Source organism: Sphingopyxis sp. EG6 (assembly GCF_003609815.1).
Taxonomy (GTDB): domain Bacteria; phylum Pseudomonadota; class Alphaproteobacteria; order Sphingomonadales; family Sphingomonadaceae; genus Sphingopyxis.
In genome coordinates, this window is the sequence record NZ_AP017603.1 from 3,062,295 (window position 1) to 3,086,438 (window position 24,144).

The 24,144-nt window shown below is 65.3% G+C and carries 32 protein-coding genes, 1 pseudogene and 1 riboswitch; of the genes and pseudogenes, 17 read left to right on the forward strand and 16 right to left on the reverse strand.

The window, feature by feature from the left end; all coding sequences use genetic code 11:
* Positions 1-30: 30 nt before the first annotated feature.
* The gene (locus SPYCW_RS14885; RefSeq protein ID WP_120217450.1) at positions 31-258 is read right to left on the reverse strand and encodes a hypothetical protein; all 228 of its coding nucleotides are present in this window, start codon (positions 256-258) and stop codon (positions 31-33) included.
* Positions 255-1,085 (reverse strand): hypothetical protein, encoded by an 831-nt coding sequence (locus tag SPYCW_RS14890; RefSeq protein ID WP_120217451.1) that lies wholly within the window; start codon positions 1,083-1,085, stop codon positions 255-257. The genes SPYCW_RS14885 and SPYCW_RS14890 overlap by 4 nt, the downstream gene beginning before the upstream one ends.
* A 205-nt stretch (positions 1,086-1,290) precedes the next feature.
* On the opposite strand from SPYCW_RS14890, the gene SPYCW_RS14895 reads away from it, so the two are divergent.
* Positions 1,291-2,316: a MipA/OmpV family protein gene (locus tag SPYCW_RS14895; RefSeq protein WP_172595518.1), complete on the forward strand. Its 1,026-nt coding sequence runs from the start codon at positions 1,291-1,293 to the stop codon at positions 2,314-2,316.
* 169 nt (positions 2,317-2,485) lie between these two features.
* On the opposite strand, the gene SPYCW_RS14900 is transcribed toward SPYCW_RS14895, so the two are convergent.
* Entirely contained in the window at positions 2,486-3,376 is an 891-nt protein-coding gene (locus SPYCW_RS14900) for a LysR family transcriptional regulator (RefSeq protein ID WP_120217453.1), read from the reverse strand.
* Between the two features lie 138 nt (positions 3,377-3,514).
* Between SPYCW_RS14900 and SPYCW_RS14905 the strand changes: the two genes are divergently transcribed.
* The 4 genes from SPYCW_RS14905 to SPYCW_RS14920 are packed head-to-tail and all read left to right on the forward strand — an operon-like array spanning position 3,515 to position 5,437.
* Positions 3,515-4,147: a pyridoxamine 5'-phosphate oxidase family protein gene (locus SPYCW_RS14905; protein ID WP_120217454.1), complete on the forward strand. Its 633-nt coding sequence runs from the start codon at positions 3,515-3,517 to the stop codon at positions 4,145-4,147.
* The gene (locus tag SPYCW_RS14910; RefSeq protein ID WP_172595519.1) at positions 4,144-4,752 is read left to right on the forward strand and encodes a glutathione S-transferase family protein; all 609 of its coding nucleotides are present in this window, start codon (positions 4,144-4,146) and stop codon (positions 4,750-4,752) included. Before SPYCW_RS14905 ends, SPYCW_RS14910 begins: the two co-directional genes overlap by 4 nt.
* Positions 4,753-4,763: 11 nt before the next feature.
* Positions 4,764-4,985 (forward strand): tautomerase family protein, encoded by a 222-nt coding sequence (locus tag SPYCW_RS14915; protein WP_120217456.1) that lies wholly within the window; start codon positions 4,764-4,766, stop codon positions 4,983-4,985.
* Entirely contained in the window at positions 4,982-5,437 is a 456-nt protein-coding gene (locus SPYCW_RS14920) for a DMT family transporter (RefSeq protein ID WP_120217457.1), read from the forward strand. The genes SPYCW_RS14915 and SPYCW_RS14920 overlap by 4 nt, the downstream gene beginning before the upstream one ends.
* A 117-nt stretch (positions 5,438-5,554) precedes the next feature.
* Here SPYCW_RS14920 and SPYCW_RS14925 read toward each other — a convergent pair whose 3' ends face one another.
* The 3 genes from SPYCW_RS14925 to SPYCW_RS14935 form a co-directional block, all read right to left on the reverse strand.
* Positions 5,555-5,959, reverse strand: coding sequence for a GFA family protein (locus tag SPYCW_RS14925; protein WP_120217458.1), 405 nt, complete (start codon positions 5,957-5,959; stop codon positions 5,555-5,557).
* Positions 5,960-6,029: 70 nt separating this feature from the next.
* The gene (locus SPYCW_RS14930; RefSeq protein WP_120217459.1) at positions 6,030-6,725 is read right to left on the reverse strand and encodes a helix-turn-helix transcriptional regulator; all 696 of its coding nucleotides are present in this window, start codon (positions 6,723-6,725) and stop codon (positions 6,030-6,032) included.
* 15 nt (positions 6,726-6,740) lie between these two features.
* Positions 6,741-7,184 (reverse strand): DUF6265 family protein, encoded by a 444-nt coding sequence (locus tag SPYCW_RS14935; protein ID WP_232014731.1) that lies wholly within the window; start codon positions 7,182-7,184, stop codon positions 6,741-6,743.
* A gap of 158 nt (positions 7,185-7,342) precedes the next feature.
* Between SPYCW_RS14935 and SPYCW_RS14940 the strand changes: the two genes are divergently transcribed.
* The 3 genes from SPYCW_RS14940 (at position 7,343) to SPYCW_RS14950 (ending at position 9,811) form a co-directional block, all read left to right on the forward strand.
* Entirely contained in the window at positions 7,343-8,245 is a 903-nt protein-coding gene (locus tag SPYCW_RS14940; protein ID WP_120217461.1) for a DUF4189 domain-containing protein, read from the forward strand.
* A gap of 236 nt (positions 8,246-8,481) precedes the next feature.
* Entirely contained in the window at positions 8,482-9,243 is a 762-nt protein-coding gene (locus tag SPYCW_RS14945) for a TenA family transcriptional regulator (RefSeq protein WP_172595520.1), read from the forward strand.
* Positions 9,244-9,313: 70 nt separating this feature from the next.
* The gene (locus SPYCW_RS14950) at positions 9,314-9,811 is read left to right on the forward strand and encodes a cupin domain-containing protein (RefSeq protein WP_120217463.1); all 498 of its coding nucleotides are present in this window, start codon (positions 9,314-9,316) and stop codon (positions 9,809-9,811) included.
* An 18-nt stretch (positions 9,812-9,829) separates the two neighbouring features.
* On the opposite strand, the gene SPYCW_RS14955 is transcribed toward SPYCW_RS14950, so the two are convergent.
* Positions 9,830-10,528, reverse strand: a complete 699-nt coding sequence (locus SPYCW_RS14955) for a hypothetical protein (RefSeq protein ID WP_145985997.1) — start codon at positions 10,526-10,528, stop codon at positions 9,830-9,832.
* A 500-nt stretch (positions 10,529-11,028) separates the two neighbouring features.
* On the opposite strand from SPYCW_RS14955, the pseudogene SPYCW_RS19540 reads away from it, so the two are divergent.
* From SPYCW_RS19540 to SPYCW_RS14975, 5 genes and pseudogenes are all read left to right on the forward strand, one after another.
* A pseudogene (locus tag SPYCW_RS19540) lies at positions 11,029-11,202 on the forward strand (hypothetical protein); the annotation flags it as partial.
* 23 nt (positions 11,203-11,225) lie between these two features.
* The gene (locus tag SPYCW_RS19365; RefSeq protein ID WP_232014733.1) at positions 11,226-11,672 is read left to right on the forward strand and encodes a hypothetical protein; all 447 of its coding nucleotides are present in this window, start codon (positions 11,226-11,228) and stop codon (positions 11,670-11,672) included.
* 10 nt (positions 11,673-11,682) lie between these two features.
* Positions 11,683-12,591 carry a DUF4189 domain-containing protein gene (locus SPYCW_RS14965; protein WP_172595521.1) on the forward strand — a complete coding sequence of 303 codons (909 nt, stop codon included), beginning with the start codon at positions 11,683-11,685 and terminating at the stop codon, positions 12,589-12,591.
* A 40-nt stretch (positions 12,592-12,631) separates the two neighbouring features.
* Positions 12,632-12,743, forward strand: a riboswitch (TPP riboswitch).
* A 43-nt stretch (positions 12,744-12,786) separates the two neighbouring features.
* Complete coding sequence (gene thiC, locus SPYCW_RS14970; protein ID WP_120217467.1) at positions 12,787-14,679, forward strand: phosphomethylpyrimidine synthase ThiC; 1,893 nt, start codon at positions 12,787-12,789, stop codon at positions 14,677-14,679.
* Between the two features lie 90 nt (positions 14,680-14,769).
* Positions 14,770-16,416 (forward strand): ATP-dependent nuclease, encoded by a 1,647-nt coding sequence (locus tag SPYCW_RS14975; RefSeq protein ID WP_120217468.1) that lies wholly within the window; start codon positions 14,770-14,772, stop codon positions 16,414-16,416.
* 157 nt (positions 16,417-16,573) lie between these two features.
* On the opposite strand, the gene SPYCW_RS14980 is transcribed toward SPYCW_RS14975, so the two are convergent.
* Positions 16,574-17,185 (reverse strand): SOS response-associated peptidase family protein, encoded by a 612-nt coding sequence (locus SPYCW_RS14980; protein ID WP_120217469.1) that lies wholly within the window; start codon positions 17,183-17,185, stop codon positions 16,574-16,576.
* 339 nt (positions 17,186-17,524) lie between these two features.
* On the opposite strand from SPYCW_RS14980, the gene arr reads away from it, so the two are divergent.
* Positions 17,525-17,953 (forward strand): NAD(+)--rifampin ADP-ribosyltransferase, encoded by a 429-nt coding sequence (gene arr / locus SPYCW_RS14985; RefSeq protein WP_120217470.1) that lies wholly within the window; start codon positions 17,525-17,527, stop codon positions 17,951-17,953.
* A 114-nt stretch (positions 17,954-18,067) separates the two neighbouring features.
* Positions 18,068-18,526, forward strand: coding sequence for a glycine zipper 2TM domain-containing protein (locus tag SPYCW_RS19055; RefSeq protein WP_172595522.1), 459 nt, complete (start codon positions 18,068-18,070; stop codon positions 18,524-18,526).
* A 13-nt stretch (positions 18,527-18,539) separates the two neighbouring features.
* Here the strand turns inward: SPYCW_RS19055 and SPYCW_RS14995 are convergent, their stop codons facing one another.
* Positions 18,540-19,421: an arylamine N-acetyltransferase family protein gene (locus SPYCW_RS14995; protein ID WP_120217471.1), complete on the reverse strand. Its 882-nt coding sequence runs from the start codon at positions 19,419-19,421 to the stop codon at positions 18,540-18,542.
* 63 nt (positions 19,422-19,484) lie between these two features.
* Positions 19,485-19,637, reverse strand: a complete 153-nt coding sequence (locus SPYCW_RS19060) for a hypothetical protein (RefSeq protein ID WP_172595523.1) — start codon at positions 19,635-19,637, stop codon at positions 19,485-19,487.
* Between the two features lie 32 nt (positions 19,638-19,669).
* On the opposite strand from SPYCW_RS19060, the gene SPYCW_RS15000 reads away from it, so the two are divergent.
* Both SPYCW_RS15000 and SPYCW_RS15005 read left to right on the forward strand, forming a co-directional pair.
* Complete coding sequence (locus SPYCW_RS15000) at positions 19,670-20,548, forward strand: hypothetical protein (RefSeq protein WP_120217472.1); 879 nt, start codon at positions 19,670-19,672, stop codon at positions 20,546-20,548.
* Between the two features lie 24 nt (positions 20,549-20,572).
* Positions 20,573-21,121, forward strand: coding sequence for a hypothetical protein (locus SPYCW_RS15005; protein WP_120217473.1), 549 nt, complete (start codon positions 20,573-20,575; stop codon positions 21,119-21,121).
* A 10-nt stretch (positions 21,122-21,131) separates the two neighbouring features.
* Here the strand turns inward: SPYCW_RS15005 and SPYCW_RS15010 are convergent, their stop codons facing one another.
* From SPYCW_RS15010 to ung, 6 genes are all read right to left on the reverse strand, one after another.
* Positions 21,132-21,560, reverse strand: coding sequence for an OsmC family protein (locus SPYCW_RS15010; protein ID WP_120217474.1), 429 nt, complete (start codon positions 21,558-21,560; stop codon positions 21,132-21,134).
* A 46-nt stretch (positions 21,561-21,606) separates the two neighbouring features.
* Positions 21,607-21,939 (reverse strand): DUF962 domain-containing protein, encoded by a 333-nt coding sequence (locus tag SPYCW_RS15015; protein WP_120217475.1) that lies wholly within the window; start codon positions 21,937-21,939, stop codon positions 21,607-21,609.
* A 50-nt stretch (positions 21,940-21,989) separates the two neighbouring features.
* Positions 21,990-22,448 (reverse strand): YaiI/YqxD family protein, encoded by a 459-nt coding sequence (locus SPYCW_RS15020; protein WP_120217476.1) that lies wholly within the window; start codon positions 22,446-22,448, stop codon positions 21,990-21,992.
* 12 nt (positions 22,449-22,460) lie between these two features.
* Entirely contained in the window at positions 22,461-22,592 is a 132-nt protein-coding gene (locus tag SPYCW_RS19435; RefSeq protein ID WP_269461330.1) for a hypothetical protein, read from the reverse strand.
* Between the two features lie 78 nt (positions 22,593-22,670).
* The gene (locus SPYCW_RS15025) at positions 22,671-23,429 is read right to left on the reverse strand and encodes a sulfite exporter TauE/SafE family protein (RefSeq protein WP_120217477.1); all 759 of its coding nucleotides are present in this window, start codon (positions 23,427-23,429) and stop codon (positions 22,671-22,673) included.
* Positions 23,426-24,130: a uracil-DNA glycosylase gene (gene ung / locus SPYCW_RS15030; RefSeq protein ID WP_120217478.1), complete on the reverse strand. Its 705-nt coding sequence runs from the start codon at positions 24,128-24,130 to the stop codon at positions 23,426-23,428. Before ung ends, SPYCW_RS15025 begins: the two co-directional genes overlap by 4 nt.
* Positions 24,131-24,144: the final 14 nt, after the last annotated feature.

The window sequence follows — 24,144 nt, forward strand, 5'->3', positions numbered from 1 at the left end:
TAACCACCGATACTGTCGAACGAAAAGGATTTACCCTTCGCCGCCCTCGTCGCGTTTCGCCGCATCGACCTGCGCGTAAAGGCCGCGCACCATCAGGTCGGTGAACACGAGCATCACACCGATCATCCCGACCAGCAGCGCGACCGCGGCAACCGGGAATGGCCCCAAACTGTCGATCGCGCCGCGCCGCAACGCGACCGCCAGCCCCGCCGCCAGCACCATCAGCGCATAACCGATCAGCCTCGGCGTGCGGTTCATGCGCGTGCCACCGCGGGCGCGCCATATTCGCAGAGGTCGATCGCCCCAATATCGGCGAAAATGTCGCGTTTTGCGATATAGCGCGTCGCCTGCGTCAAATCATGGGCAAGGTGCGGTTTGAGATAGGGCGCTGCCGCCATCGGGTCGCGGCCTGCGAGCGTCTCGCTGATCGCGAGCGCGGTCATCAGCGCCCGCTCGCACAAATAGCCCTGCGAACCCGCGACGAACCACCCGCCGTATTGGGTGCCGAGTTCGCCTTGCGTGTGATGGCTAAAACGTGCGGCGTTGCCGAGAAAGATGCCGAAACCGAAGAACACAGCCGCCAAGTCGGTCAGCAGCTCGTGACAATCCTCGCCGCCCGGGACCGGCCGTTCGGTGCTGGAGAGCAAATAATGCACGACCTCGTGCGCCAGTGTCGCAACCAGCGCGGCCTCGTTGCCGATTTGCTGGCGACTCGCCACAATCTCGGCAAGCCAGCCGCCCGCGCCATCTTCGACCATCTGGAATGTCCCCATCGCCCAGCCGGTTTCGGGGGTCAGCGCATGCATTTGCGACACAGCGCGCAATTCGGGTTCGCCATCGTCCAGTACCAGCCGCACCGGCCAGTCGGCGATGTCCGCTATCGTCATGATCTGGGCGAGCAATTCTGCCGCGCGCGCGTCGCCGGTCTGTTTGCTGTCGGGGAAACAGGCGCCATCAGGCGTTGCGAGTATGCCCGCGCGATGCTTGTCGAGTCCCTCGAACTCCTCGAGCAGCCAGCGAAAGCCTGCCAGCTGCCATTCCCATTCTTCTGCCGCCAAGGGCCGCTTCGGACCGAACAGGTTCATGCGCGCGACAGCATGGCTTGAGCAGGATCGATCGCCACGCGCCGGGAACCAATGGCGACGCGGCGCGATAGGCAAGCGGAAGGACCGTAGTGATGCATGAAAAGCACGATGCGGCCAAAAGCTTGTTTGGGCAAGACGAAGCCTTTGCAATATCTGGACCTTCACCTACACCCCGGGGCAAGAGGGGCAAGAATATAGGATGAATATGCCCGTTTTGACTTCGCGCTCCCGCCCGCTTCGCATCGCTTCCCTGCTTCGGCTGTTTGCTGCACTGGCGCTCGGCGGCGGCGCTGCGGCACCCGCGATGGCGGAAGAGGCGCCAGTCCCCGCGGCACCCGTTGAAACGCCGGCCGACGGACTGATCCCGGACGCCGACGAGCCGGCACGCCATCTGCAGGACGTCAGCGACATCGACGACGAAATCCTGCTCCCCGCGGCGCGCGACGACGATGACGACGGCGAACGCAAATGGTCGCGCAACTATATTTCGGTGGCCGGGGGCATATTGAGCTCGCCCGACTATAACGGCTCGGACGAGCGCCGCCTGCTCCCCGCCTTTTACGTTCGCGGTCGTTATGACGGCTATTCCTTCTCGACCCGCGGCACGAATCTTCAGGTCGACCTGATCCGCCATCGCCGCGGACAAAAGACCGACTTCAAATTCGGCCCGATCATCAGCCTGCGCGCCGACCGCACCGGCAGCATCAAGGATCCGCAGGTCGAGGCGCTCGGCAAGCGCAAGCTGGCGGTCGAGGCGGGCTTTTTCACCGGCGTCACCCACACCGGAGTGATCACCAGCGACTATGACCAGATCGGCCTGCGCATCGTCGCATTGAAGGATATTTCGGGCCGCCACGGCAGCTGGGCGGCATCGCCGACGATCGATTATGGCACCCCGCTGTCGAAACGCGCCTTTGTCGGCGTGTCGGCGTCGGTCAATTTCTACGGCAAGGGCTTTGGCCGCTATTATTACGATATCGACGCGCTGGGCAGCGCGGCGAGCGGCCTGCCCGTCTATACCGGCGCCAGCGCCAAGGCGGGCGCGGGCAAATATACGATCGGGATGGCGGGCGCCTATGCGCTGTCGGGCGACCTGCGCAAAGGATTCGTGCTGATCGGCGGCGCCCAATATGGCCGCCTCCTCTCGCGCCTCGCCGATTCGCCGATCGTGAAGGACGTCGGCAGCGCCGATCAATGGCTGTTCGGCGGCGGGCTGGCGTATCAGTTTTGACGAATGGCGGACGTTAATCCTCCCTGTGGCGTAGCCATGGGGAGGTGGCAGCGCGAAGCGCTGACGGAGGGGCTATTGCGCTGACGTCGGCGCCCCTCCACCATCCCCGCTTTCGCGGGGACGGTCCCCTCCCCATGGCTTCGCCACAGGGAGGATCAGGATAGATGCCTCACCCCAAACCCGCGGCCCGCATCCGCCCCTTCATCGCCTCGACGAACGACCGCACCGCGGGCAAAGCCGCGCGCGACGGTTCGAACAACAGGTGCACGGGCAGCGCCGGCGGCTGTTCGTCGGTGAGCAGCGCGATCAGCCGCCCCGCCGCCAGCGCATCGGCCAGCTGGTAGCTCAACAGATTGGCGATCCCCAATCCCGCCTCGGCCGCCGCCAGCGCGCCATCGACGGTGTTGAGCACCAGTCGTGGGCGCGGGTCGAGCCGCCATTTGCCGCGCGCGAGCTGCCATTCGCCCGCCGCGCGCGGCCCCATCGTCCCGATCAGGTCATGCTGCGCCAACTCACTCATCGCCTGCGGCGCCCCACGCCGCGCCAGATAGGCAGGGCTCGCCACCAGCATCTGGCGCACCCACCCGATCCGCACCGCTTTCAACCCCGAATCGGCGAGCGCGCCGATCCGCACCGCAACGTCGATCCCCTCCTCGACGATCCGCACATTGCGGTCGATCAGCATCATCCGCACCATCAGCTCGCGGTGCTCGGCCATCAGCTTGCCGACAACGGGCAGCACGTGCAGCCGCCCGAACATCACCGGCGCGGTCACATACAGCTGGCCGCGCGGCTGCGCTGCCGCCCCGCGCAGCTCGCGTTCGGCCCCGGCAAGGTCAGCGAGGATACGCCGCGCCTGTTCCAGAAACGCCGTGCCTTCGTCGGTCAGCGCGACGGCGCGCGTCGAACGGTGGAACAAGAGCGTCCCCAGCCGCGCCTCGAGCGCCGCGATCCCGCGCGTCACCGCCGGCGGCGAGCTGTTCAGCTTGCGCGCGGCGGCGGCAAACCCGCCCTCGCTCGCGACCGCGACGAACATTTCCAGCGTCAGCAAGCGGTCCATTGATTATTCCACTTTTCGGAACAGAGTCGTTCAATATTTGCCCGTTATCGCATCCATTGCAACGATCTAGATCGGGTGCGGCGAACGAAGCTGTCCCCTCTCGGGCTTCGTTCGCCCCCCACTTGCGAAGGATCGGTCATGGCCCGCAATTACCGGCACACCCTGTTCAGCGACGCGGTCAAGGCGCTCCAGGAACGCCATGGCTCGCGCGCCTCCTATCTGAAGATGGACGCGGGCGCCGACGGCACCCCCGACGCGCTGACCGCGAAGGAACTGGATTACATTGCGCTACGCGACAGTTTCTACATGGCCAGCGTCACCGCGCATGGGTGGCCCTATATGCAGCATCGCGGCGGCCCCGCGGGGTTCCTGCGCCACATTGCGGGCAACCGCATCGGCTTCGCCGATTATCGCGGCAACAAGCAATATATCAGCACCGCGAACCTCGCTGGCGACGACCGCGTCTCGCTGTTCCTGATGGATTATCCGAACAGGGACCGGCTGAAACTGGTCGGCCATGCGCACAGCGTCGAGCTCGCCGACGATCCCGCGCTGGTGACGTCGCTGATGCCCGCGGGCTATCGCGCCACCCCCGAACGCGCCTTTCTGATCGATGTCATCGGCTGGGAATGGAATTGTTCGCAGCACATCACCCCGCGCTTTACCGAGGCCGAAATTTCCGCCGCGATCCAGCCGATGGCCGCCGAACTGGGTCAACTGCGCGCCGAAAACGCCGCGCTCCACGCCCGCCTGTCCGGAGACCGCCGATGATCATGCTCTACGCCACCCCCCGCTCGGGCAACGCCCACAAGGTCCGGTTGGCGCTCGCCTTCCTCGGCCTGTCATGGGAGGAGCAGCCGACCGACGCCGCGGCGCGCCAGTCCGCCGCCTTTGCCGCGATCAATCCGATGCGCCAGATTCCCCTCTATGTCGAAGGTGATCGCACGCTGCGCGACAGCCAGGCGATCCTCGCATATCTCGCGGCGCGCCACCGCCCCGGAGACTGGGACGGCCGCACCCCTGAAGAACGCGGCGAAATCGCGCTCTGGCTGTCACACGCCGCCAATGAAATCGCCAATGGCCCCGCGACGCTCCGGCTCGCGCGCCAGTTCGGTACGCCGATCGCCGAGGAGCATGCACAGGCGGTCACCGCGCGCTTCCTCCCCGTCATCGAGGCACGTCTGGCGGCGCACCGCTGGCTGGTCGGCGACCGACTGACCATCGCCGACCTTGCCGCAAGCCCCTATCTGGCGCTCGCGGGCGAGGCCGACATCGACCTTGCCGACTGGCCGGCAATCGGCGAATGGACGAGCCGGATCGCCGCACTGCCCGGCTTTCCCGCAATGCCGGGCTGGCCCGCGCAAATCGCCAGCTGAGGAGCCCACCGATGCCCTATGTGAACATCAAGATTACCCGCGAGGGCGCGACGCCCGAACAAAAGGCCGAACTGATCGGCGGCGTCACCGAATTGCTCCAGCGCATCCTCGGCAAGAACCCCGCGACCACCGTCGTCACCATCGACGAGGTCGACCTCGAAAATTGGGGCATCGGCGGGCTGCCGGTGGCCGAATTTCGCGCCGCGCAGGCGGCCAAGCTGCCCCCGCAATGACCAGCAGCAACGCCCCCACCTTTGCGATCGTCATGCTGCTCACCGGCATCGGCATCCCGATCCTCGCCGCCTTGAACGGCGGGCTTGGCGCGCGGCTCGGCAGCCCGCTGGCGGCATCGACGATCCTGTTCGGCCTCGCCTTCCTGATCGCCGCGACCGGCGCGCTGGCGACCGGGACGCTCGGCCAGATCCGCTTTTCGTCGGACATCCCGTTTCATTTCTATTTCGGCGGGCTGTTCGTCGCCTTCTATGTGATTTCGGTGACCTTCATCGCCCCCAAATTCGGCGTCGGCAACGCAATCTTCTTCGTCCTCGTCGGCCAGCTCGCCAGCGCCGCGGTGATCGACCATTTCGCGCTGTTCGGTTCGATGCGTTTTCCGGTCGACGCGAAGCGCCTCGCCGGCATCGCACTGATGGTTGCGGGGGTCTGGCTGGCGCGGCGGACCGGTTGAGGGGCTAGCGGAAGGAATTGTCGCCCCCGCGCAGGCGGGGGCCGCCATCGGCCTTATACCACATCTCCAGCGGCCCCCGCCTTCGCGGGGGTGACGGATATCCCGCGAACGCCCCCGTCACATATGCCCCGTCACCTCCGGCGCATTCCACCAATTATTCCCCGCGCCGTCCATATGCTGCACCGGCAGCGCCGCCATCGCGGCATGATCCAGATCGTCAAGGCACGCGATCGCGACCGACACATAGGCGCCGCCGATCTCCTCGACATATCCCTGGCCATAGGGCGAAACCCCGCACGTCTTGCAGAACAGGTGATGCACGCTCGCCGATCCGAACTGATAGTCGGAAAGCGCTGCCGGATCGGTCAGCAGGCGAAAGGCGTCGGGCTTGATCTGCGCGCTCCAGCCGCGCTTCTTGGTGCAAATCGAGCAGTTGCACTTGCCCGTCCCGGCGTCGAGGTCGATGTCGGCTTCGAATTTGACCGCGCCGCAGTGGCACGAACCATGGTGGGTCTTGAGCATATTCTATCCTCCGGTCTGGCGGCGCGGTGCGCCCTCACCGGCGAATAGCCCAACCCCCTGACAGAAATTGTCAGGAGGCCGCCTCCAGCCCATTCTGCCGCCACCAATCGGCCATCAGCACCGCGCGCCGCCTACCGAAACCTTCGCTGCCGATCCGCGCCGACGCCACCCGGTCAATGCGAAAACTGCGGAAATCCTCGCGCAGCAGGCACCAGGCAGCGATCACCTGCTTGTCCTCGAAATAGGCGAGCGCCGCAGGCCAGATCGCGCGTTCGGTGGCCGCGCCGCTTTCATCGGCATAGGCGATGTGCAGCGTCTTTTCGGCGCGCATCGCCTCGCGCACCGTCGCCAGCAGCGGCGCGTCGGTTTCGCGCCAGCGGCTGTTCACCGGCCACAGCCCCGCCTCGTCGATGCGCTGCTTCAGCGCATCGGGGCTCGCCGCCGCGATCTTCGCCAGCGCCAGCCCCGCGGCGCGCGACAGGCTGCCGTCCTGCCGCCCCTCGACCCAGCGCGCGCCCAGCACGAGCGCCTCCAGCTCATCGGCGGTGAACATCAGCGGCGGCAGGAAAAATCCCGGGCGCAGCACATAGCCCACCCCAGCCTCGCCCTCGATCGGGGCGCCGAGTGCGATCAGCGCCTGGATGTCGCGGTACAGCGTGCGCACCGACACGCCCTGCTCGTCGGCCAGTATCTCGGCGGTCACCGGCCGCCGGCGGCGGCGCAGGCTGTCGATGATCGCAAAAAGCCGCCCCGTCTTGTCCGCCATGATGCCCGTCGCCCGTCAGCGCCGCCGATAGGTCCAGCGTCGCGGTTTCGATCCGTCGATCGCTGAAATCGTCGCGGTCAGCGTGTCGCCGTCGCGGGCATAATGAATACGCTGCGGATAATCATGTGCCGCATTTTCAAAGGTCGCGCTCGCCGCATCGCGCCGCACCAGCGCGAACGACACCGGCGCCCCGCCCTGCGGCTGCGCCACATAGGCGAGCGTGCCGTCGGCGCCGGGCGCGATGCGCAGAAATTCGAATTCGCGCAAGGCATCGCCGCGCCCCGATCTACTGTGCCCCAGCATCACTCCGCCGCGTGGGTCGGTCCAGCTTTCCTCGGTCCAGCGATCGCCCGTCTCGCTGATCCATTGCCCGGCCAGCCAGCCGAGATCGTCGACCCGCGGCGCCGGGCTTGCGGCGATCAGAAACAGCGCCAGACCCGCTGCCAACCCCGATTTCACCGCCATCGCTTTCCTCCGCCGCGCCCGCCATCACCCTGTCGACCCGGCCCCTTCTGATCGAAATGCGCCGCCGACGATAGCCCCATCGCGCGCGCCCGGCGCAGCACTGGTACACCGGCGCATTGTAACCTGGCCGCCACCGCTGATATGACGGCGCGATGATCCTGCGCCTTGCCCTCGGCCTGTTTGCCGCCCTCGCCCTTGCGCTGTTCGTGCAACCGCAAGCGGCGCGCGCCGCCTATCCCTGCCCCGGCGGTCCGGGTCCGGGCGAAGTCCAGGTCGGGGTGTCGGGCGGCAGCCACGGCGTCGCCGCGGTTCCGATCTGCGATCGCGCCCAGGGCGGCGGGGGAGGCGGGGGCAGCGAGGTTTATTACCGCTATGGCTCGATCGCCTGGCACCCCGACGCCGATGATGTGTGGATGGAGGGCAGCTACGACGGCCCCAACACCGCCGAACGCACCGCGCTCGCCGCATGCAATCAGGCGATGGGCGGCGGCTGCACCTCGATCGGCGAATGGCATAATTCGTCGATGCGGATCTTCCGCGACCGCAGCGGCGCGCTGTGGTCGGGATGGCATGGCGATGGCGGCGTTCACAGCAAAAAGACGCTCGCCGATTGCAGCGCCAAACAGCTGCTGCCGTGCGAGGTGCTCGGCACCTATTCGTCGAGCAAGAACCGCCATCTGCCCAAACCCACGGCGCGCAAACTCTATGCGGTCGGCGCCTGGGTCGAGGGGACCGAAGGCTTCGACAGCCGCCTCTATATCGCCAGCGGCCAGCGCGACGCCGCAACCGCCGAACGTCTGGCGCTCGATGCCTGTACCAAGGCGACCCGGCAACGCTGCGCAATCCTCGCCTTTGTCGGCAACGGCGTGATCCAGACCTACCGCCTCGGCACCGGCGACCAGAGCGCCACCGTCGAATCCAATGCCAAGCGCGCCGCGCAGGCGGCGCAGGCGAATTGCAAGAAGCGCGGTCAGGCCTGCACCCTCCAGCGGGTTTACGACAGCCGCACCCCGGGCGAATTCGTCCACGACTTCATGGCGCCCGCGGCCAAATAGCCGCCGCGCGCTGGGGCAACGCCCAGCGCTGCACCCCGAACCCTTAACACTCGCAGCGCCGGATTCGCGCGCCCGCGCGTCTGCGCGCCAATTGCCGACACCAATATAATGACCCGGGTCTTTGGCCCGGTTTTCATCGTCCAAGGGGCGCGGATATAGAAATCATCCTCCGGGGCATAATAATAATAACAAAGTGCATAAAATATAATTTCCCCCAAAATCACTCAGGAGGTCGTGTGACTGTTTGCATCAAGGATCTTATCGAAGAATCACTGAGCCATCGCGCTGTAAATCACCCCTATCTTGCGGCACTTGATGTCGGCGATTTTCCCGATACCGATTGGGCGTTGCGCGACTTTGCCGAACATTATTACGGATATTCGCTGCACTTTCCGCGCTATCTGACCACCGTAATTTCCAAACTCGAAATCCCGGCGCATCGCCATAGCCTGCTTCAGAATCTGACCGAAGAATCGGGCATTTATGATGACGAGGAATATGCCGAACTCGCCGCGGTCGGCGTCGAACGCGAATGGATCGAGGGCATCCCGCACCCGCAATTGTTCCGCCGCTTTCGCGAGGCCACCGGCGTCACCGCCCCCTATGTCCCCGAAGACGACGCGATCGAACTGGTGTGCTGGCGCGAATCCTTCCTGACCACGCTGACCCATGGTTCGGCCGCCGAAGCGCTCGGCGCGCTGGGACTCGGCACCGAAAATATCGTCAGCACCATCTATATCCCCTTCGTCAACGCGATAGCGCGCACCGACCTTCACCCGCGCGACACGGTCTTCTTCCCGCTGCACACCGCGGTCGACGATCATCATCAGGAGGCGCTGGAGGACATCTCGCTGGCATTCGCCGCTACCCCGACGGGCAAGGGCGATCTGCGCCGCGGGATGATCAAGGCGCTGTCGCTGCGCTCGTCCTTTTGGGACTGGCTCTACGAACGCGCGATGGCGCGCGCCGAACGCCCCGCCCTGGCGATGGCCGTCTGACCGATCCGACGCGGGGCCGCGCGGCGATGGCATCGCCCGCGGCCCCGCGCTTCAACAGGACAATATCCGCATGAACCCCGACCTTCTCGCCCTCATCACGAATATCGAGGCGCGCCAGCCGCTCGCCACCGACGCGCCGCTCGCCGCCTTTCACGCCGACCCGGGCAACAGCCACCGGCAGATTTATCGCAACTGCAACGCCAAGCTGGGGATCGATTTTTCCGTCGACGTGCTCGATTTTCCCGGCACCCAGGCGTTCGATGCCCGCGTCGTGCGGATCGCCGCGGGGTGCAACAACGAACTGCACAAGCACGCGCATGAATCGCTCTTCTATGTGATCAGCGGCACCGCCGAGGTGCGCATCGGTGACGCCACGCTGACGCTGAACCCCGGCGGGCTCGCCTTTGTCCCGCGTTGGGTGTTCCACCAGTCGAAAAACCTGTCACCCACCGACGAGCTGGTGATCCTGGCGGTCACCGATTTCGGACTGACCAAGGCAGTGCTCGGCGATTATGACAAGCGCACCCGGCTCGCCGCAAACGGCGCCGATGTGCTCGACCATGTCTGATTAAAGGCCGCAGCCCGATCAGGGCTGCGGCATCGGGTTGCGCACATCCTCGACCAGTTCCCAGCACGTCTCGGTCGGGAAGAACAGCAACGTCCCGCCGCCGCCCGTCGCGCGCACCAGCTCGCCCAAGCCCTCTTCCAGCTCGGGCGGCGGCGGGGTCTGGTGCTTCTGGAAAATCCCCGGCAGCCAGTCGACCCGGCGGCGATTGTCGTTCGCGGTGTTGAACTCCAGCTGGACATAGGACAGGTCGCGCCACGATGCATCGGGCTTGCCCTCAAACGCTGCCGCCGACGCGGCAGTGACATAATCATAGTCCATCGGCGCGATCGGAAAATCATTCAGGGCCAGATAGTCGCGGCGCGGCAAGGACCGGCTTTGGCCGGTCATCCCGTGCGTAACCGTCGCCGCGGTATATTTCGCGCGCACCGCCCACGATCCGGTAAATGCCTTGAAAAAGGACGGAAAATCCACGGCGTTGCAGGCGCCGTCGGCCATGTCGAGGAACAGGCGGTCGCTTTCGGTCATCACCTGCTCCGCGGCGCCGCTGGCGGCGGCAGCGGCACCCACAGTACCGGCACCGGTCTGCGACGCTGCGCTCGGTGCCACGCTGTCCGCCGCATCGGCGGTCCCCGCCGCTTCGCCGCCGCACGCCGCCACTGCGAACAGCGCCAGCGTGGCCAGCGACAGCTGTCGTCGCTTGAAACGGGGTTCGATCATCGGCGCTGGCTCCATGTGCGTTGATTGTTGGTTCGGGGCGCTGCCGCAGCCCGATTGCGTCCCGGGATAAGGGCTCTAGCCTAACACAGCAATCGCCCGTCCGTCGCACCGCCCGATTGTACCAGTACCCCGTGGCATCGCGCCATCCGGCGCGGCAAACCCTATAGTGTCGGCGCATGAGACCCTCGACCGCCGCTCGCGCTGCTCGCTGGCCCCTTCTTCTGGCGCGCATCGCCGCGGCGGTCCTTTTCCTGCTCGCGCTGCCCCAGCCTGCCCGCGCCGCCTATCCCTGCCCGAACGGCCCTGGGCCCGGCGAGGTGCAGGTCGGCATGGCCGACGGCGGCCATGGCATTGCCACCCTGCCGCTGTGCAACCGTGTCGGCAGTACGGGCGATGCGCCGGGCGACCTCGGCGCGCCGGGCGACCCCGTGATGATACCGCGCGGCGCCACTTACACCTATGGCTCGATCGCGTGGCACGCCGACGCCGCCGACGTGTGGATGGTCGGCAACAGCGGCGCCGCGAGTATCGTCGAAGGCGAAGCGCTGGCGGCGTGCAACCGCGCCATGGGCGGCGGCTGCACCTCGATCGGCACATGGCATAATTCGGCGATGACAATCTTGCGCGACCGGCACGGCGGGCTGATCTCGGCGTGGGATGGCGAGCAAGGCGTCCACAGCGCCGCGACGCTCGCCGCATGCAGCGCCAAACAGCTGTTGCCCTGCGAAATACTCGGCACCTTCCCGGCAAGTCGACGGCGGCACGCGCCCACCCCGGCTGCGGCCAGAAATCCTACGCCGCGGGCGCATGGGTCGATGGCACCGACGGGTTCGACGGCCGCCTCTACATCGCCAGCGGCCACAGCGATGCGGCGACCGCTGAACGCCGCGCGCTCGCCGCCTGCGCTGCGGCGACCAAGCGGCCGTGCGTCATCCTCGCGCAGGTCGGCAATGGCGTCATCCAGCCCTATCGCCTCGGCGACGACAATGAACAGAGCGCCACCGTCGAAACCAGCGCCAGACGCGCCGCGCAGGCGGCGCAGGTGAATTGCGAACGGCAACGCCAACGCTGCGAATTGCAGCGCAGCTACGACAGCCGCGTCGCGGGCGATTTTGTGCATGAATTCAACCCGGCGTCCCGTTGAAGGTCGAACAATGATGCGCTCCCTCCTGTGCCTTGCCCTGTTCTTCGCGGCGCTGCTGGTCGCGGCACCGCAGCCCGCCAACGCCGCCTACCCCTGTCCGAACGGCCCCGGCCCCGGCGAGGTACAGGTCGGCGTGTCCGGCGGCAGCCATGGTATCGCCGCGGTCCCGATGTGCGAAAGCACCGGCGGCGGAGGTGACAGCGGCGGTGGCGGCGGCGGTGGCGGCGCCTATTATGTCTATGGTTCGGTGGCGTGGCACCCAGACGCCGACGACGTCTGGATGGCGGGCAAAAGATTTAGTTCCGGCTTTGCCGAACATCTGGCGCTCGAAGCCTGCAACCGCGCGATGGGGGGCGGCTGCACCTCGATCGGCGAATGGTATAATTCGTCGATGACGATCATCCGCGACAATCAGGGAACCTTGTACCGCGGCTGGAACGGCGAAGGCGGCGCCGAGCGCAAGCAGGTGCTCGCCGAATGTTCGCTTGCCCAACAACTGCCGTGCGAGGTGTTGCACAGCTTCGACGCGGGCAAATCCGGCCATACGCCGAATCTGGCCACCGCGCGCAAGCGCTACGCCAGCGCCGCCTGGGCGGCGGACCAAAAGGATTATGCGCGCGCCTTTATCGCGAGTGGCTACCCACAGCTCACCGCCGCCAACGACGCGGCGCTGGCCGCGTGCAGCCGCGCCACCGGCCAGACCTGCGTGGTCGCCACCTGGGTGGCGAACGGGCTGATCCAGTCGTACCGGACCGACAAGAACTGGGGTCTCGTTGTCGAACGCAACGCCAAACGCGCCGCCCGCATCGCGACGGCGGCCTGCAAGAGCGATGACGGCAAATGCGTCCTTCAACGCGCCTACGACAGCCGCACCGCCGGTATATTCGTCCACGATTTCCACGCCGCCGCCACGAAATAATCGGCAACGCTCGACAGCGACGCACCGGCCCGCTACATCTTTGCCATCCCCGGGGAGCCTGCCGCGCAAACGCAGGTTGAGAGCGGAATAGACCGCGACCCGTTGAACCTGATCCGGATAATACCGGCGGAGGGAGGGTCGGTATTCCAAGCCCGGAATCCCCATTCTCGCTCCGAACCTTTGGAGCGAACAGACATGGCCGACATCGACAGCCGCCTCGACAAGACGCAAGCCCAGCCCATCGGCGTCACCACCGGACCCATAAGAGGCAGCCGCAAGATCCATGTCGCGACCCAGACCGGCAGCGGCATCCGCGTCGCGATGCGCGAGATTCTGCTCGAACCCTCGTCGGGCGGGCCCCCGGTGCGCGTCTACGACACCAGCGGGCCGTACACCGACGCCGACGCGGTCATCGACATCGCCAAGGGCCTCCCCGAACTCCGCCGCGACTGGATCCGCGGCCGCGGCGACGTCGAAGAAGTCACCCAGCGCGAGGTTCGCCCCGAGGATAACGGCCAGCTCGGCCCCGACCGCAGCGGCGGCGTCCCCGCCTTCCCCAACGTCCGCCGCAACGTTCTCCGCGCCAAGCCCGGCGCGAACGTCAGCCAGATGCACTACGCCCGCCGCGGCATCATCACCCCCGAGATGGAATATGTCGCCGAGCGCGAGAACCTCGGCCGCGCCCGCCTCGCCGAATACCGCCGCGACGGCGAAAGCTTCGGCGCCAGCATCCCCGATTATGTCACCCCCGAATTCGTCCGTGATGAGGTCGCGCGCGGCCGCGCCATCATCCCCAGCAACATCAACCACCCCGAAAGCGAGCCGATGGCGATCGGCCGCAACTTCCTCGTCAAGATCAACGCCAATATCGGCAACAGCGCGGTCGCATCCGACGTCGCATCCGAAGTCGACAAGATGGTCTGGTCGATCCGCTGGGGCGCCGACACCGTCATGGACCTGTCGACCGGGCGCAACATCCACGACACGCGCGAATGGATCATCCGCAATTCGCCCGTCCCGATCGGCACCGTCCCCATCTACCAGGCGCTCGAGAAGGTCGGCGGCATCGCCGAGGACCTGACCTGGGAAATCTTCGCCGACACGCTGATCGAACAGGCCGAACAGGGCGTCGACTATTTCACCATCCATGCCGGCGTCCGCCTCCCCTACGTCCCCCTCGCGGCCAAGCGCATGACCGGCATCGTGTCGCGCGGCGGCAGCATCATGGCGAAATGGTGCCTCGCGCATCACAAGGAAAGCTTCCTCTACGAACGCTTCGACGAGATTACCGAGATCATGAAGGCCTATGACGTCGCCTACAGCCTCGGCGACGGCCTCCGCCCCGGCAGCATCTATGACGCGAACGACGAGGCGCAGTTCGCCGAGCTCTACACGCTGGGCGAGCTCACCAAGCGCGCCTGGGCGCAGGATGTCCAGGTGATGATCGAGGGGCCGGGTCACGTCCCGATGCACAAGATCAAGGAGAATATGGAAAAGCAGCTGGAGGCGTGCGGCGAGGCGCCCTTCTACACATTGGGGCCGCTAACCACCGACATCGCGCCGGGCTATGACCATATCACCAGCGGCATCGGCGCCGCGCAGATCGGCTGGTACGGCACGGCGATGCTTTGCTACGTCACGCCCAAGGAGCATCTGGGCCTGCCCGACCGCGATGATGTGAAGGTCGGCGTCGTCACCTACAAGCTCGCCGCCCACGCCGCCGACCTCGCCAAGGGCCACCCCGCCGCGCAGGTCCGCGACGACGCGCTATCGAAAGCGCGCTTCGAATTCCGCTGGCGCGACCAGTTCAACCTGTCGCTCGACCCCGACACGGCGGAGCAATATCACGACCAGACCTTGCCCGCGGAAGGCGCCAAGACCGCGCATTTCTGCAGCATGTGCGGCCCCAAATTCTGCTCGATGAAGATCAGTCAGGAGGTGCGGGAGTTCGCGAAGCTGCAGAATCAGGACAGCGCGGGCTTCATCGCGGCGGAAGAGGCCGAGAAGGGAATGGCCGAAATGAGCCAGGTCTATGAGGAGACCGGCCGCGAGCTGTATATGGGCGCGGGTGGGCGGGAGCATGATTGAGAGATGAGCTGATATCGGAGCATACCAGTTCAGGAGGGATTGAAGATTGCTCCCCTCGACGGCACAAAGCCCAGATGAGGGGAGCAAGCTGTGGAACTAAAATCGGTAAAGATCGATAAGTTTAAGCGGATCGATAATATCGAGATTCCGTTATCCGACTTGAACATTCTCGTCGGTTCTAATGGTAGTGGAAAATCTTCGATCCTTCAGGCCCTCCATCTAGCCTCTTGCCTATTAAGGCAGGTAAATCGTATTCGATCAAATTCCACGGAAATGGTCCGCATCAGCGACCTCGATTATCTGCCCTCAGACGAATACTGGCGACTTGGCCATGGTGCAGATTGGGGGAATTTGGCGTCAAGCCCATCATCTAAGGTCGAATTTTCTTTTCAAGACGCTGACCAAAACGACGCGCTAGTCGAATGCCGCATGCGAGCGGCTCGCAATGCGGGCATTTCGGTGAGCGGCGAACTACCCGAGCAGATTAGAGACCAGTTCCGAGGAATAGATACGTTCTTTAGCGGGTTTATTCCTGGAATTTCAGGAATTCCAAACGTCGAACAAAAGAACTCGAAAAGGGTTGTTTTGAAAGCGTGCTCGTTCGGCGACTCGAATGTTTACCTTCGGAACGCATTGGACCTCCTGTCTCCAGAAGAAATATCTCAGATCGAAGATTGGCTAAAACCACTTCTCGGAGACGTAAAAATAAAAGTTTCATTTGATGAGACAACTGACTTCCAGATTAAATCGGATGTTGAAATTAGTGGCCGAGACATTCCTCTTGAACTTCTTGGAACAGGGTATCTTCAGCTAATACAGATTTTTTGCTATATACTTCTTTTTAAACCAAAAATTTTGCTGATAGATGAACCAGACATTCACCTTCATCCGAACGTACAGGAGAAATTGGCAGTAAATCTGCTCCAGATCGCGCAAGCACAAAACCTCAAAATAGTGCTCACCTCCCACTCACCGTTTATTGTTCGAGGCGCCCCGGCAGGAGCGAACGTCATATGGCTGTCAGATGGGCAAAAAATAACTGAGAACCGTGAGGTTGTAGAGCTAGCATTGGGATGGGGCGCATTTGGGAAAAAAGTAATTGTTGTCAGCGAAGATTCGAAAAATGATCTCTTGAAAAAGCTGATACGGCAATGGCCTGATATCGAAAAATCAGTCACCGTCTTGCCCGGAAGAGGATACTCGCACCTACTGACGAAAGAAGAAGCAGTTGAATTAAAGAACTCTCTTGGAGGTAAGTTCAAAATTCTGGTCCACCGCGACCGCGACTCCTTGACCGACGATGAAGTAAATACGCTTTCTCAGGCGTATAACGAAGACGGAATTCGACTTTGGTTTACAGAACAATCTGACATTGAAGCCGAATTTTGCGACACATCGTTTTTGGCAGCCTTGACGGGACAGCCGCTCAATGACTGCCAAACTTGGTTAGACGAAACACTGGCACAAAATCAGGCCCCTATCGAACAACAATTTGCTTCGCAGCGAGCAGCGCATAATCGAGAGTTGCATGGCGCAGGCGGTAGCCCGACAAATAACGACGTTTGGGCCGCCTTCCAAAACCGCCCGCTACGGGGAGCCAAAGGCAAGTATGTTTTTGGTCAGCTTAAGAATAAGGTACCTGCAAATGCCTTCTCAGAACAGACGGTTGCACAACTGACCACCTTCCCAGAGCGAGCAGCTACGCTAAGGGCTAATCTGGAAGATTTGTTGGCTTGAGGACCCCGGCCACGCGGCCGGTCAATCATCTCACCCCCATTCCATGCTACACTCCCGGAATTCCGGAATTACGGTGACAGGTGCGACATCCCCGGGGAATTACGGGGGAATTACGGTGACAGGTGCGACATCCCCGAAACTCCCGAATCCCTGACAATTACTCCACCACCATCAGTTGCGATGGAAACGGCACCGCCAGCGCCGCCGCTGCCTCGGCATCGCCGTCCAGCCATGTCGCATAATCATCCTCGGCCAGGATCACCGGCATCGCCTTCGGATGCAGCGGCGCGACCAGCGGGTTGGGGGCGCAGGTCAGGAATGCATAGGCATCGCCGACCGCACTCGGGCGCCACAGCCCCGCGAACGCCGCGACCTCGCGGTCCGCGACGCGGAACCAATGCTCGTCCTTCGTCCCCTTGCCATCCGGTCCCAGCTTCGGTTCGGCAAAGCGGCTGAACGGCACCAGGCACCGCTGCGCCGGGCGTTTCAGCATATTGGCCCAGAACGGGCTGGCCAGGTTGCGGACGTTGGTGACATATTTGGTCACCGTCGTCCCCGGCCGTTTGCCGGGCAGCGTCAGCGGCACCCCCCACGCCATCTCGCCCGCGACGCGCTTGCCATCCACCGTCCGCACGACCTCGCCCATCCGCCGCGGCCACACGTCGATCCGCGTCTCCGAAAAGGGCGGATCATAAACATGCGGGTCGATCCCGATATATTGCCGCCACGTCGGCAGCGCTTCGGGATGGTTCTGATAATGGTTGCACATGGTGGCGGCATCATGCCCGAAACCTGCGTTTTGCCAAACCCCTCGCCCCCGGCATATCCGCCGCATCAGGCGCGATGGCCGTTTTCCACCAAATCGCCGTCTCGTTGAAAACGACGCCCCGATTTTCAACGCGCGTTGAAAACTGCCACGATCCCCTTCGCGCCTTTGCGCCTTTGCGTGAGTCCTCCCTTTCTCAAGCGGTGCCGATACGCGCGAATGGCGCGCGCGCCGCTTTCACGCCTTTCTCCCCATCCGCCCCCGATGACCCCGCACGGATTTGACAAGTCCGCCGCCGCGCGCTTGGCTGGGCCGCCTTTCCCCTTGCTGCGAGTCTCCCCCATGACCGACACCGCCACCCCCACCGGCCCCGACGCCGACGCGACCTTTTTCCACGGCACCCGCGCCGACCTTGGCCCCGGCGACCTGCTCATGCCCGGCCGGGCGGGCAATTTTGCCGGGGGTCGGCCGCTGTCGTGGATCTATTTTTCCGCCGCCTTGGAATCGGCGATCTGGGGCTGCGAGCTCGCCGCGGGTGACGGGCGTCAGCGCATCTATATCGTCGAGCCCACCGGCGACTGGTTCGACGATCCCAACCTCACCGACCAGAAATTCCCCGGCAACCCGACGCGCAGCTATCGCAGCCGCGCGCCGCTACGCATCGTCGGCGAGGTCGAAAGCTGGGCCCCGCACCCGCCCGAAGTGCTGCAAGCGATGAAGGACGGGCTTGCGCGGCTGAAGGCGGAGGGGAAGGATGTGATCATCGACTGAACGCGCGCCTCCGCCGCGCCGCGCGGAACCATGCTCGCCACCGCGGGTCTATCAACCAGAGGGGTAACCACCACATGGCGCGTGTCCGGCACGCGTCCGAATGGAGCGACCTCGATGAACCGACTGATGATGATCCCCCTCGCCGCCGCGACCGCCACACTCGGCGCATGCGCCTCGACCGGCAGCTATGGCTCGAACTATGACGACGGCGGTTACGGCTATTATGACCGCGGCTATTACGACCGTTACGGCGCCTATGACTATAACCGCCCCGACCCGCGTCATGGCGGCTATTATGCCGATCAATATTACCGCAGCGACCGCCGCTACCGCGAACGCCGCCTGTCGGCGGGTGACCGCATCTATCGCGGCCGCGACGGCAAATATTATTGCCGCCGCAACGATGGCACCACCGGACTGATCGTCGGCGGCATCGCGGGCGGCGTCGCGGGCAATGTCATCGCGCCCGGCGGGTCGGAAACGCTGGGCACCGTGCTCGGCGCGATCGGCGGCGCGGTCGCCGGACGCGCGATCGAACGCAGCGGCAACAACGACGACGTGCGCTGCCGCTGACCGATGCGCGCCGCTACCCCGCGATCTCGGCGGTGGCGGCGCGCTCGATCGCCGGGCGCCAGCTGCGCTCGACCGGCAGCAGGAAAATCTCGGCCAGCGTCCGCTCGATTTCATCGGCGGTCAGATAGCGCCGGTCGGTCCGCCCGTCGCTCAGCCGCACCGTCAGCCGGTTGTCGCGCAGCGCGTAGCGCGCCTCGGCGGTCGTGCGCGCCGCGACCAGCTGCTGGGTGAAATGCGAATCGGGGTGGGTCGAGGTGTACCAGTTGCCGACGATGCGATCGATCGGCGGCGCCGGGGCGTCGTCCAGCCGGTACAGCGCCTGCCAGGCATCACCGATCCGTGCCGCGACCTCCCACCCGAAATTGCCGCGGCGCACGCGATAATCCTCGTGCCGCGTCGGCTGCACCCCCTCGCGGTCCATCGCCAGCGGCTGCGGCGGCACCGCGGCGCCGAACCCGACATCGGCCAGCCACGGCCGACCATCGAGCGTCACCAGCACGACCTGGTGCGTGCGCGGCGTCGGCGGCGCATCGTCCGCCAGCATCCAGCGCACCCGGCCCAACATCGCCTCGGCCTCGAACCCGATTGCCAGCAGCACGCGCAGGAACAGGCTGTTCTGTTCGAAGCAGTAACCGCCGCGCCGCCGGTCGATCAGCTTCGCCTCGATCGCGGCATCGTCGATGGCGATCCCGACCCCGGTCAGCGCGTCGATCGCCTCGAACGGGATCGCGGCGATATGCGCGGCCTGAAGCGCCGCCAGCACTTCAGCAGTGGGCGCCACCGGCCCGGCATAGCCGATCCGCGCCAGATAGCGCGTCAGCAGCGGCGCGCGTTCGACGGGCTCCGGATCGCCGTCGTCGGCGCTTGAGGTGGGGGCAGCGGGATAGTGCAACATCGGCAAGGGACTCCGTTCGCGAATCGACTGCCCACGCTTATGAAAGCTGAAGCGCGGTTGAGATCAAGCGGCGATCATGCGTTCGTCGCCCGCCCGCTGGTCGGCGCCCGCACGCAGCTTGTCGAACGCGGCGCGACAAGGCGCGGCGCCGCAGCGATGGTCGCCATCGTCGGAGTACCAGCCGCGGCCCGTCCCCGCGGCAGGGCTCCGGCGCAAATTTGCTTCGCAACCCTGACGGGAGGCTCTCGATGCGTTTCGCCCTGCTATCTCTCGCCCTGCTGGCCGCCCCCGCGGCGGCGCAGGATGACGCCCCGATCGTCGTGACCGGCTACAGCGAGCTCGAACAACAGATCAAATCCTTCGTCGGCGCGCTGACCCCGGCGTCGCCGCGCGGCCAGATCGCGCGGTTCGAAACCGCGGTGTGCCCGGGCGTGTTCGGCATTCCCGAAGCGCAGCGCGCCGCCGTGCGCGAGCGCCTCCGTGCGGTCGCCAAAGGTGTCGGCCTCGATGTTGCGAAGCCCGACTGCACCCCGAACCTGCTCGTCATGGTCGCCGCCGACAAGAACGCCTTCGTCAAGGCGCTCGGCAAGGATCATAATTATATGTTCGGCGACCGGACCCCGGCGCAAGTCCGCAAGATCCTCGCCGAACCGGGACCGGCCACCGCCTGGCAGATCCAGACGATGGTGAACGCCGACGGTCGCGCGGTCGCAAACGAGGGCGACATGCCGGTCAATCGCACCACGCGCAACCCGTCGCGGATCACCGCGGCGGCGCGGCCCGCTTTCCTGGCCGCGGCAGTGGTGATCGACGGCGCCGCGCTCGACGGGCTCACCACGACCCAGCTCGCCGACTATGCCGCCATGCGCGCGCTGGCGCGCATCGATCCGGCGCGGATCGACGCCGCCGCGCCGTCGACGATCCTGCGCATCCTTGATGCAGCGTCCGACAGCGAAGTGCCGGTGACGCTGACCCAGTGGGACTTTGCCTTTCTCAAGGGGCTTTATTCCAGCCCCGACAACCTCTACGCCCCGTCGCAGCGTTCAGAGATCGAACGCACGATGAACGAGGAATTTGATCGGGCGGGCGGCGAAGGCGCACCCCCGCGCGACAAATCCCCGGGTTAGACACAATGGGAATGACAGGCGGCCATGGCGACATTTGAACCCGATCCTATAGCCGCCGCGAAACAGCGACTGGCGCTGGCGCTGCGGCCGCGGATCGCCCTGATCGGCTTGACCAGCTGCGCGCTCGCGCTGCCGGGCGACACCGAGGATCGCATTTCGGTGACCGACCGTATCTCGCATGCCGATGCCGCCGGTCCCGGCGCCGAAGCATGGCGCGCCGCGACGGTCGCGCTGGTGACGGCGCTCGACGCCGATCCGGACCTGCGCGCGCTGCGCCAGCGGCTGTTCGACGTCGGGGTAGCGTCAGCGTTCGAGGGCGATCATGACGAGACCGCCCTGTGGACCAGCCTGGTGCTGCGTTGCCCGCGCACCAGCCTGTCGACCCTCGAAACGCTGGCCGCCGACGACGCCGGGATTGCCCCTGCGGACCGCAATGAGGTGTCGGCGCAATTCGCGATCTACATGCTGCGCAACCACCACCGTGATTGGCAGGCGAACCGCACCAAATTGCCCGACGTCGGCGAAAGCCCTTATACCCCGCCCGAGGAATGGAACCTGCTCGTCAGCACCTGAAGCGCAGGGGTTAATTTTCCAGGCTGTGCTCCAGGGTGATCTCGCAATCGAGCAGCTTCGACACCGGACAGTTCATTTCGGCTTCCTTGGCGATCCGGGCAAATTCATCGGCGTCGATGCCGGGCACTTTGGCGGCCAGTGTCAGCGCCGACTTGCTGATCTCGAACCCGCCGTCGACCTGATCGAGCGTGACCGCCGCGCTGGTTTCCAGCGTGTCGCCCGCATAGCCCGCGCGCGCGAGCCCGAACGACAGCGCCATGGTAAAGCACGCCGCATGCGCCGCGGCGATCAGCTCCTCGGGGTTCGTCCCCGGCACCCCCTCGAAGCGCGTCCCGAACCCATAGGGCTGCTTGTCGAGCACCCCCGATTTGGTCGTGATCGACCCCTTGCCTTCCTTGCCGAATCCTTCGTAGCGGGCGGATGCGCGATTGACGGTCATGCGGTTTCTCCTTGGCTTGCGAATGGTGAAGCGGTGGAGCCGCGCGTCAGCGCGCCACCCCCGCTTTGTCGAGTTCCGCCCCCAGCCGCCCGGTGAGCCACAGCCCCCACATTCTGAAATCGGCGGCCACGCTCCACAGCGGATAGGTAAAGGTCGCGGGCCGGTTCTTCTCGACCCCGAAATGCGCCACCCACGCAAAGAAATATCCCGCCAGCGGCAGCGCGATCAGCCACCCCCAGCGCCCGCTCACCACCGCCGCGATCGCGATCAGTACGACCAGCGTCGTGCCGACATAATGCAACGCGCGGGTCGATGCCTTGCTATGCTCGCGCAGGTAAAAGGGCCAGAATTCGGCGAAGCTGGTGTAGAGTCGGGCCATCGACGCAGGATGCGGCGCGGCGGGCCCGGGGTCAATCGGTGTCTGCGCCGCTACCCGCGCTTCAACCGCACCAGCGCCGCGTCGAGCGCCTGCAAAAATTGCGACCGGTCGGCCCTCGAAAAGGGCGGCGGCCCGCCCGTCCGCCCGTCCATCCCGGCGCGCAGGTCGGCCATGATCGCGCGCGTCGCGATCGCGGGGCCGATCGACGCCGTCGTAAAGGGTTTGCCATTGGGGCCGAGCACGATCGCCCCCGCCTTCAAAGCGCGGTCGGCGAGCAATATGTCGGCGGTAATCACGACGCTCGCCGCATCCGCCGCTTCGGCAATCCAGTCGTCGGCGGCATCAAAGCCATCCGACACCACCACCCGCTCGATCAACGGATGCTCGGGAACACGCAGCCGGCTATTGCTGACCACCTTCACCGGCACCTCGTGGCGCCACGCGACCTTGTAGATCTCGTCCTTTACCGGACAGGCGTCGGCGTCGACCAATATCGTCGGGGGAGGCATGGCGCGGCGCGGTTACTTCTTCATATTGTCGAGGCCGGCAACCACCCCGACCTTGGTCGACGGATTGCTCGCATTCGGCTTCTTGGGTTTTTCGGCCTTGGGCTTGCGGACTTCGCGGTTCGTCTTTTTCTGGCCTTTGGCCATGGTCAATACCTTGAAAGGGGACGGACGCCTCTGCCCGTCGCCCCGCAGCCTACGCGCTTTACCACCGCAAGTCGCCCCCTATCCCGTCACCCCGTCCCACAGCAGCTTGGCCCCGAGCAGCACCATCAGCAGATAGATGATCACGTAAAAGCGCGCGCCATCGATCCGTTTCAGCCAGCGTACCGTCAGCAAGGTCGACACGATCGCCAGCGGCATCAGCAGCGCCGCCGCCACCAGCACCTCGCGCGGAAAGGCGCCGAGCGCGATATAGGCGGGCACCTTGATCCAGTTGATCGCCGCGAACAGTATCGAACTGGTGCCGACGAAGGCGAGGTGCGGCAGGCGGCGCGGGGTAACCCACATCTGGAACGGCGGCCCGCCGGCGTGCGCGATCTGGCTTGTAAAGCCGGTGGCGACCCCGAACAGGCTGCCGACCCAGCCCGGCGAACTCGACGCCGCAACCACGCGTCCGCCGCGCTCGACCCACGGGCGATACAGCCCGAACGCCAGCGTGATCGCGCCCAGCGCCGCCATCAGCTTCGCCTCGTCGACCTGCTCGGCGTAGAAATAGCCCGCGGCGATGCCGATCGCAGCGCCGGGCAGCATCCAGCCGATGATCCACCCGTCCCATGTCTTGCGGAACGACCACACGCTGACGACATCCTGCACGATCAGGATCGGCAGCAGCAGCGCCGCGGCAAGCGTCGGCGGCAGCACCAGCGCCACGATCGGCGTCGCAAGCGCCCCGACCCCCGCAAGCCCGCCCTTGGCCAGCCCCAGCAGGATCACCGCCAGCGCCAGCACCGCGAACGTCAGCGGATCGCTGAGCAGGTTCATGCGCCGGGTTCGTCCGGCAGGCGCCAGTCGATCGTCCCGCGTCCCTGCGCCGCCAGAAAATCATTGGCCTGACTGAACGGCCGCGACCCGAAAAAGCCGTTGTGCGCCGACAAGGGCGAGGGGTGCGGCGAACGCAGCACCAGGTGCCGGGTACCCGAACCCAAGCCCGCGACGTTGGCCGCCTTCTTCTGCGCATGGCTGCCCCACAGAATGAACACCTTCGGCGCCGGATCGGCGGCGACCGCCGCGACGACCGCGTCGGTGAATTTCTCCCACCCCTTGCCCTGATGCGACGCCGCCATGCCGCTTTCGACCGTCAGGCAATTGTTGAGCAGCAGCACGCCTTGGCTTGCCCAGGATTTGAGATAGCCGTGGCGCGCACGCGCGATGCCAAGGTCGCTTTCCATTTCCTTGTAGATGTTGACGAGGCTCGGCGGTACCCGCACCCCCGGCTGCACCGAAAAGCAGAGCCCATGCGCCTGCCCCGGCCCGTGATAGGGGTCCTGCCCCAATATCACGACGCGGACATCCTGCGGCGGCGTCGCATCGAGCGCCGCGAACCAGTCGCGCGGCCGCGGAAAAATCGCCTTCCCCTTCGCGCGCTCGCCCTCCAAAAATTGCTTGAGCGCCGCCATATAGGGCTGCGCAAACTCGCCGCCGATGCGGGCGAGCCAGTCGGGATGCAATTTGACGTCGGCCATGTCGGCGCTTCACC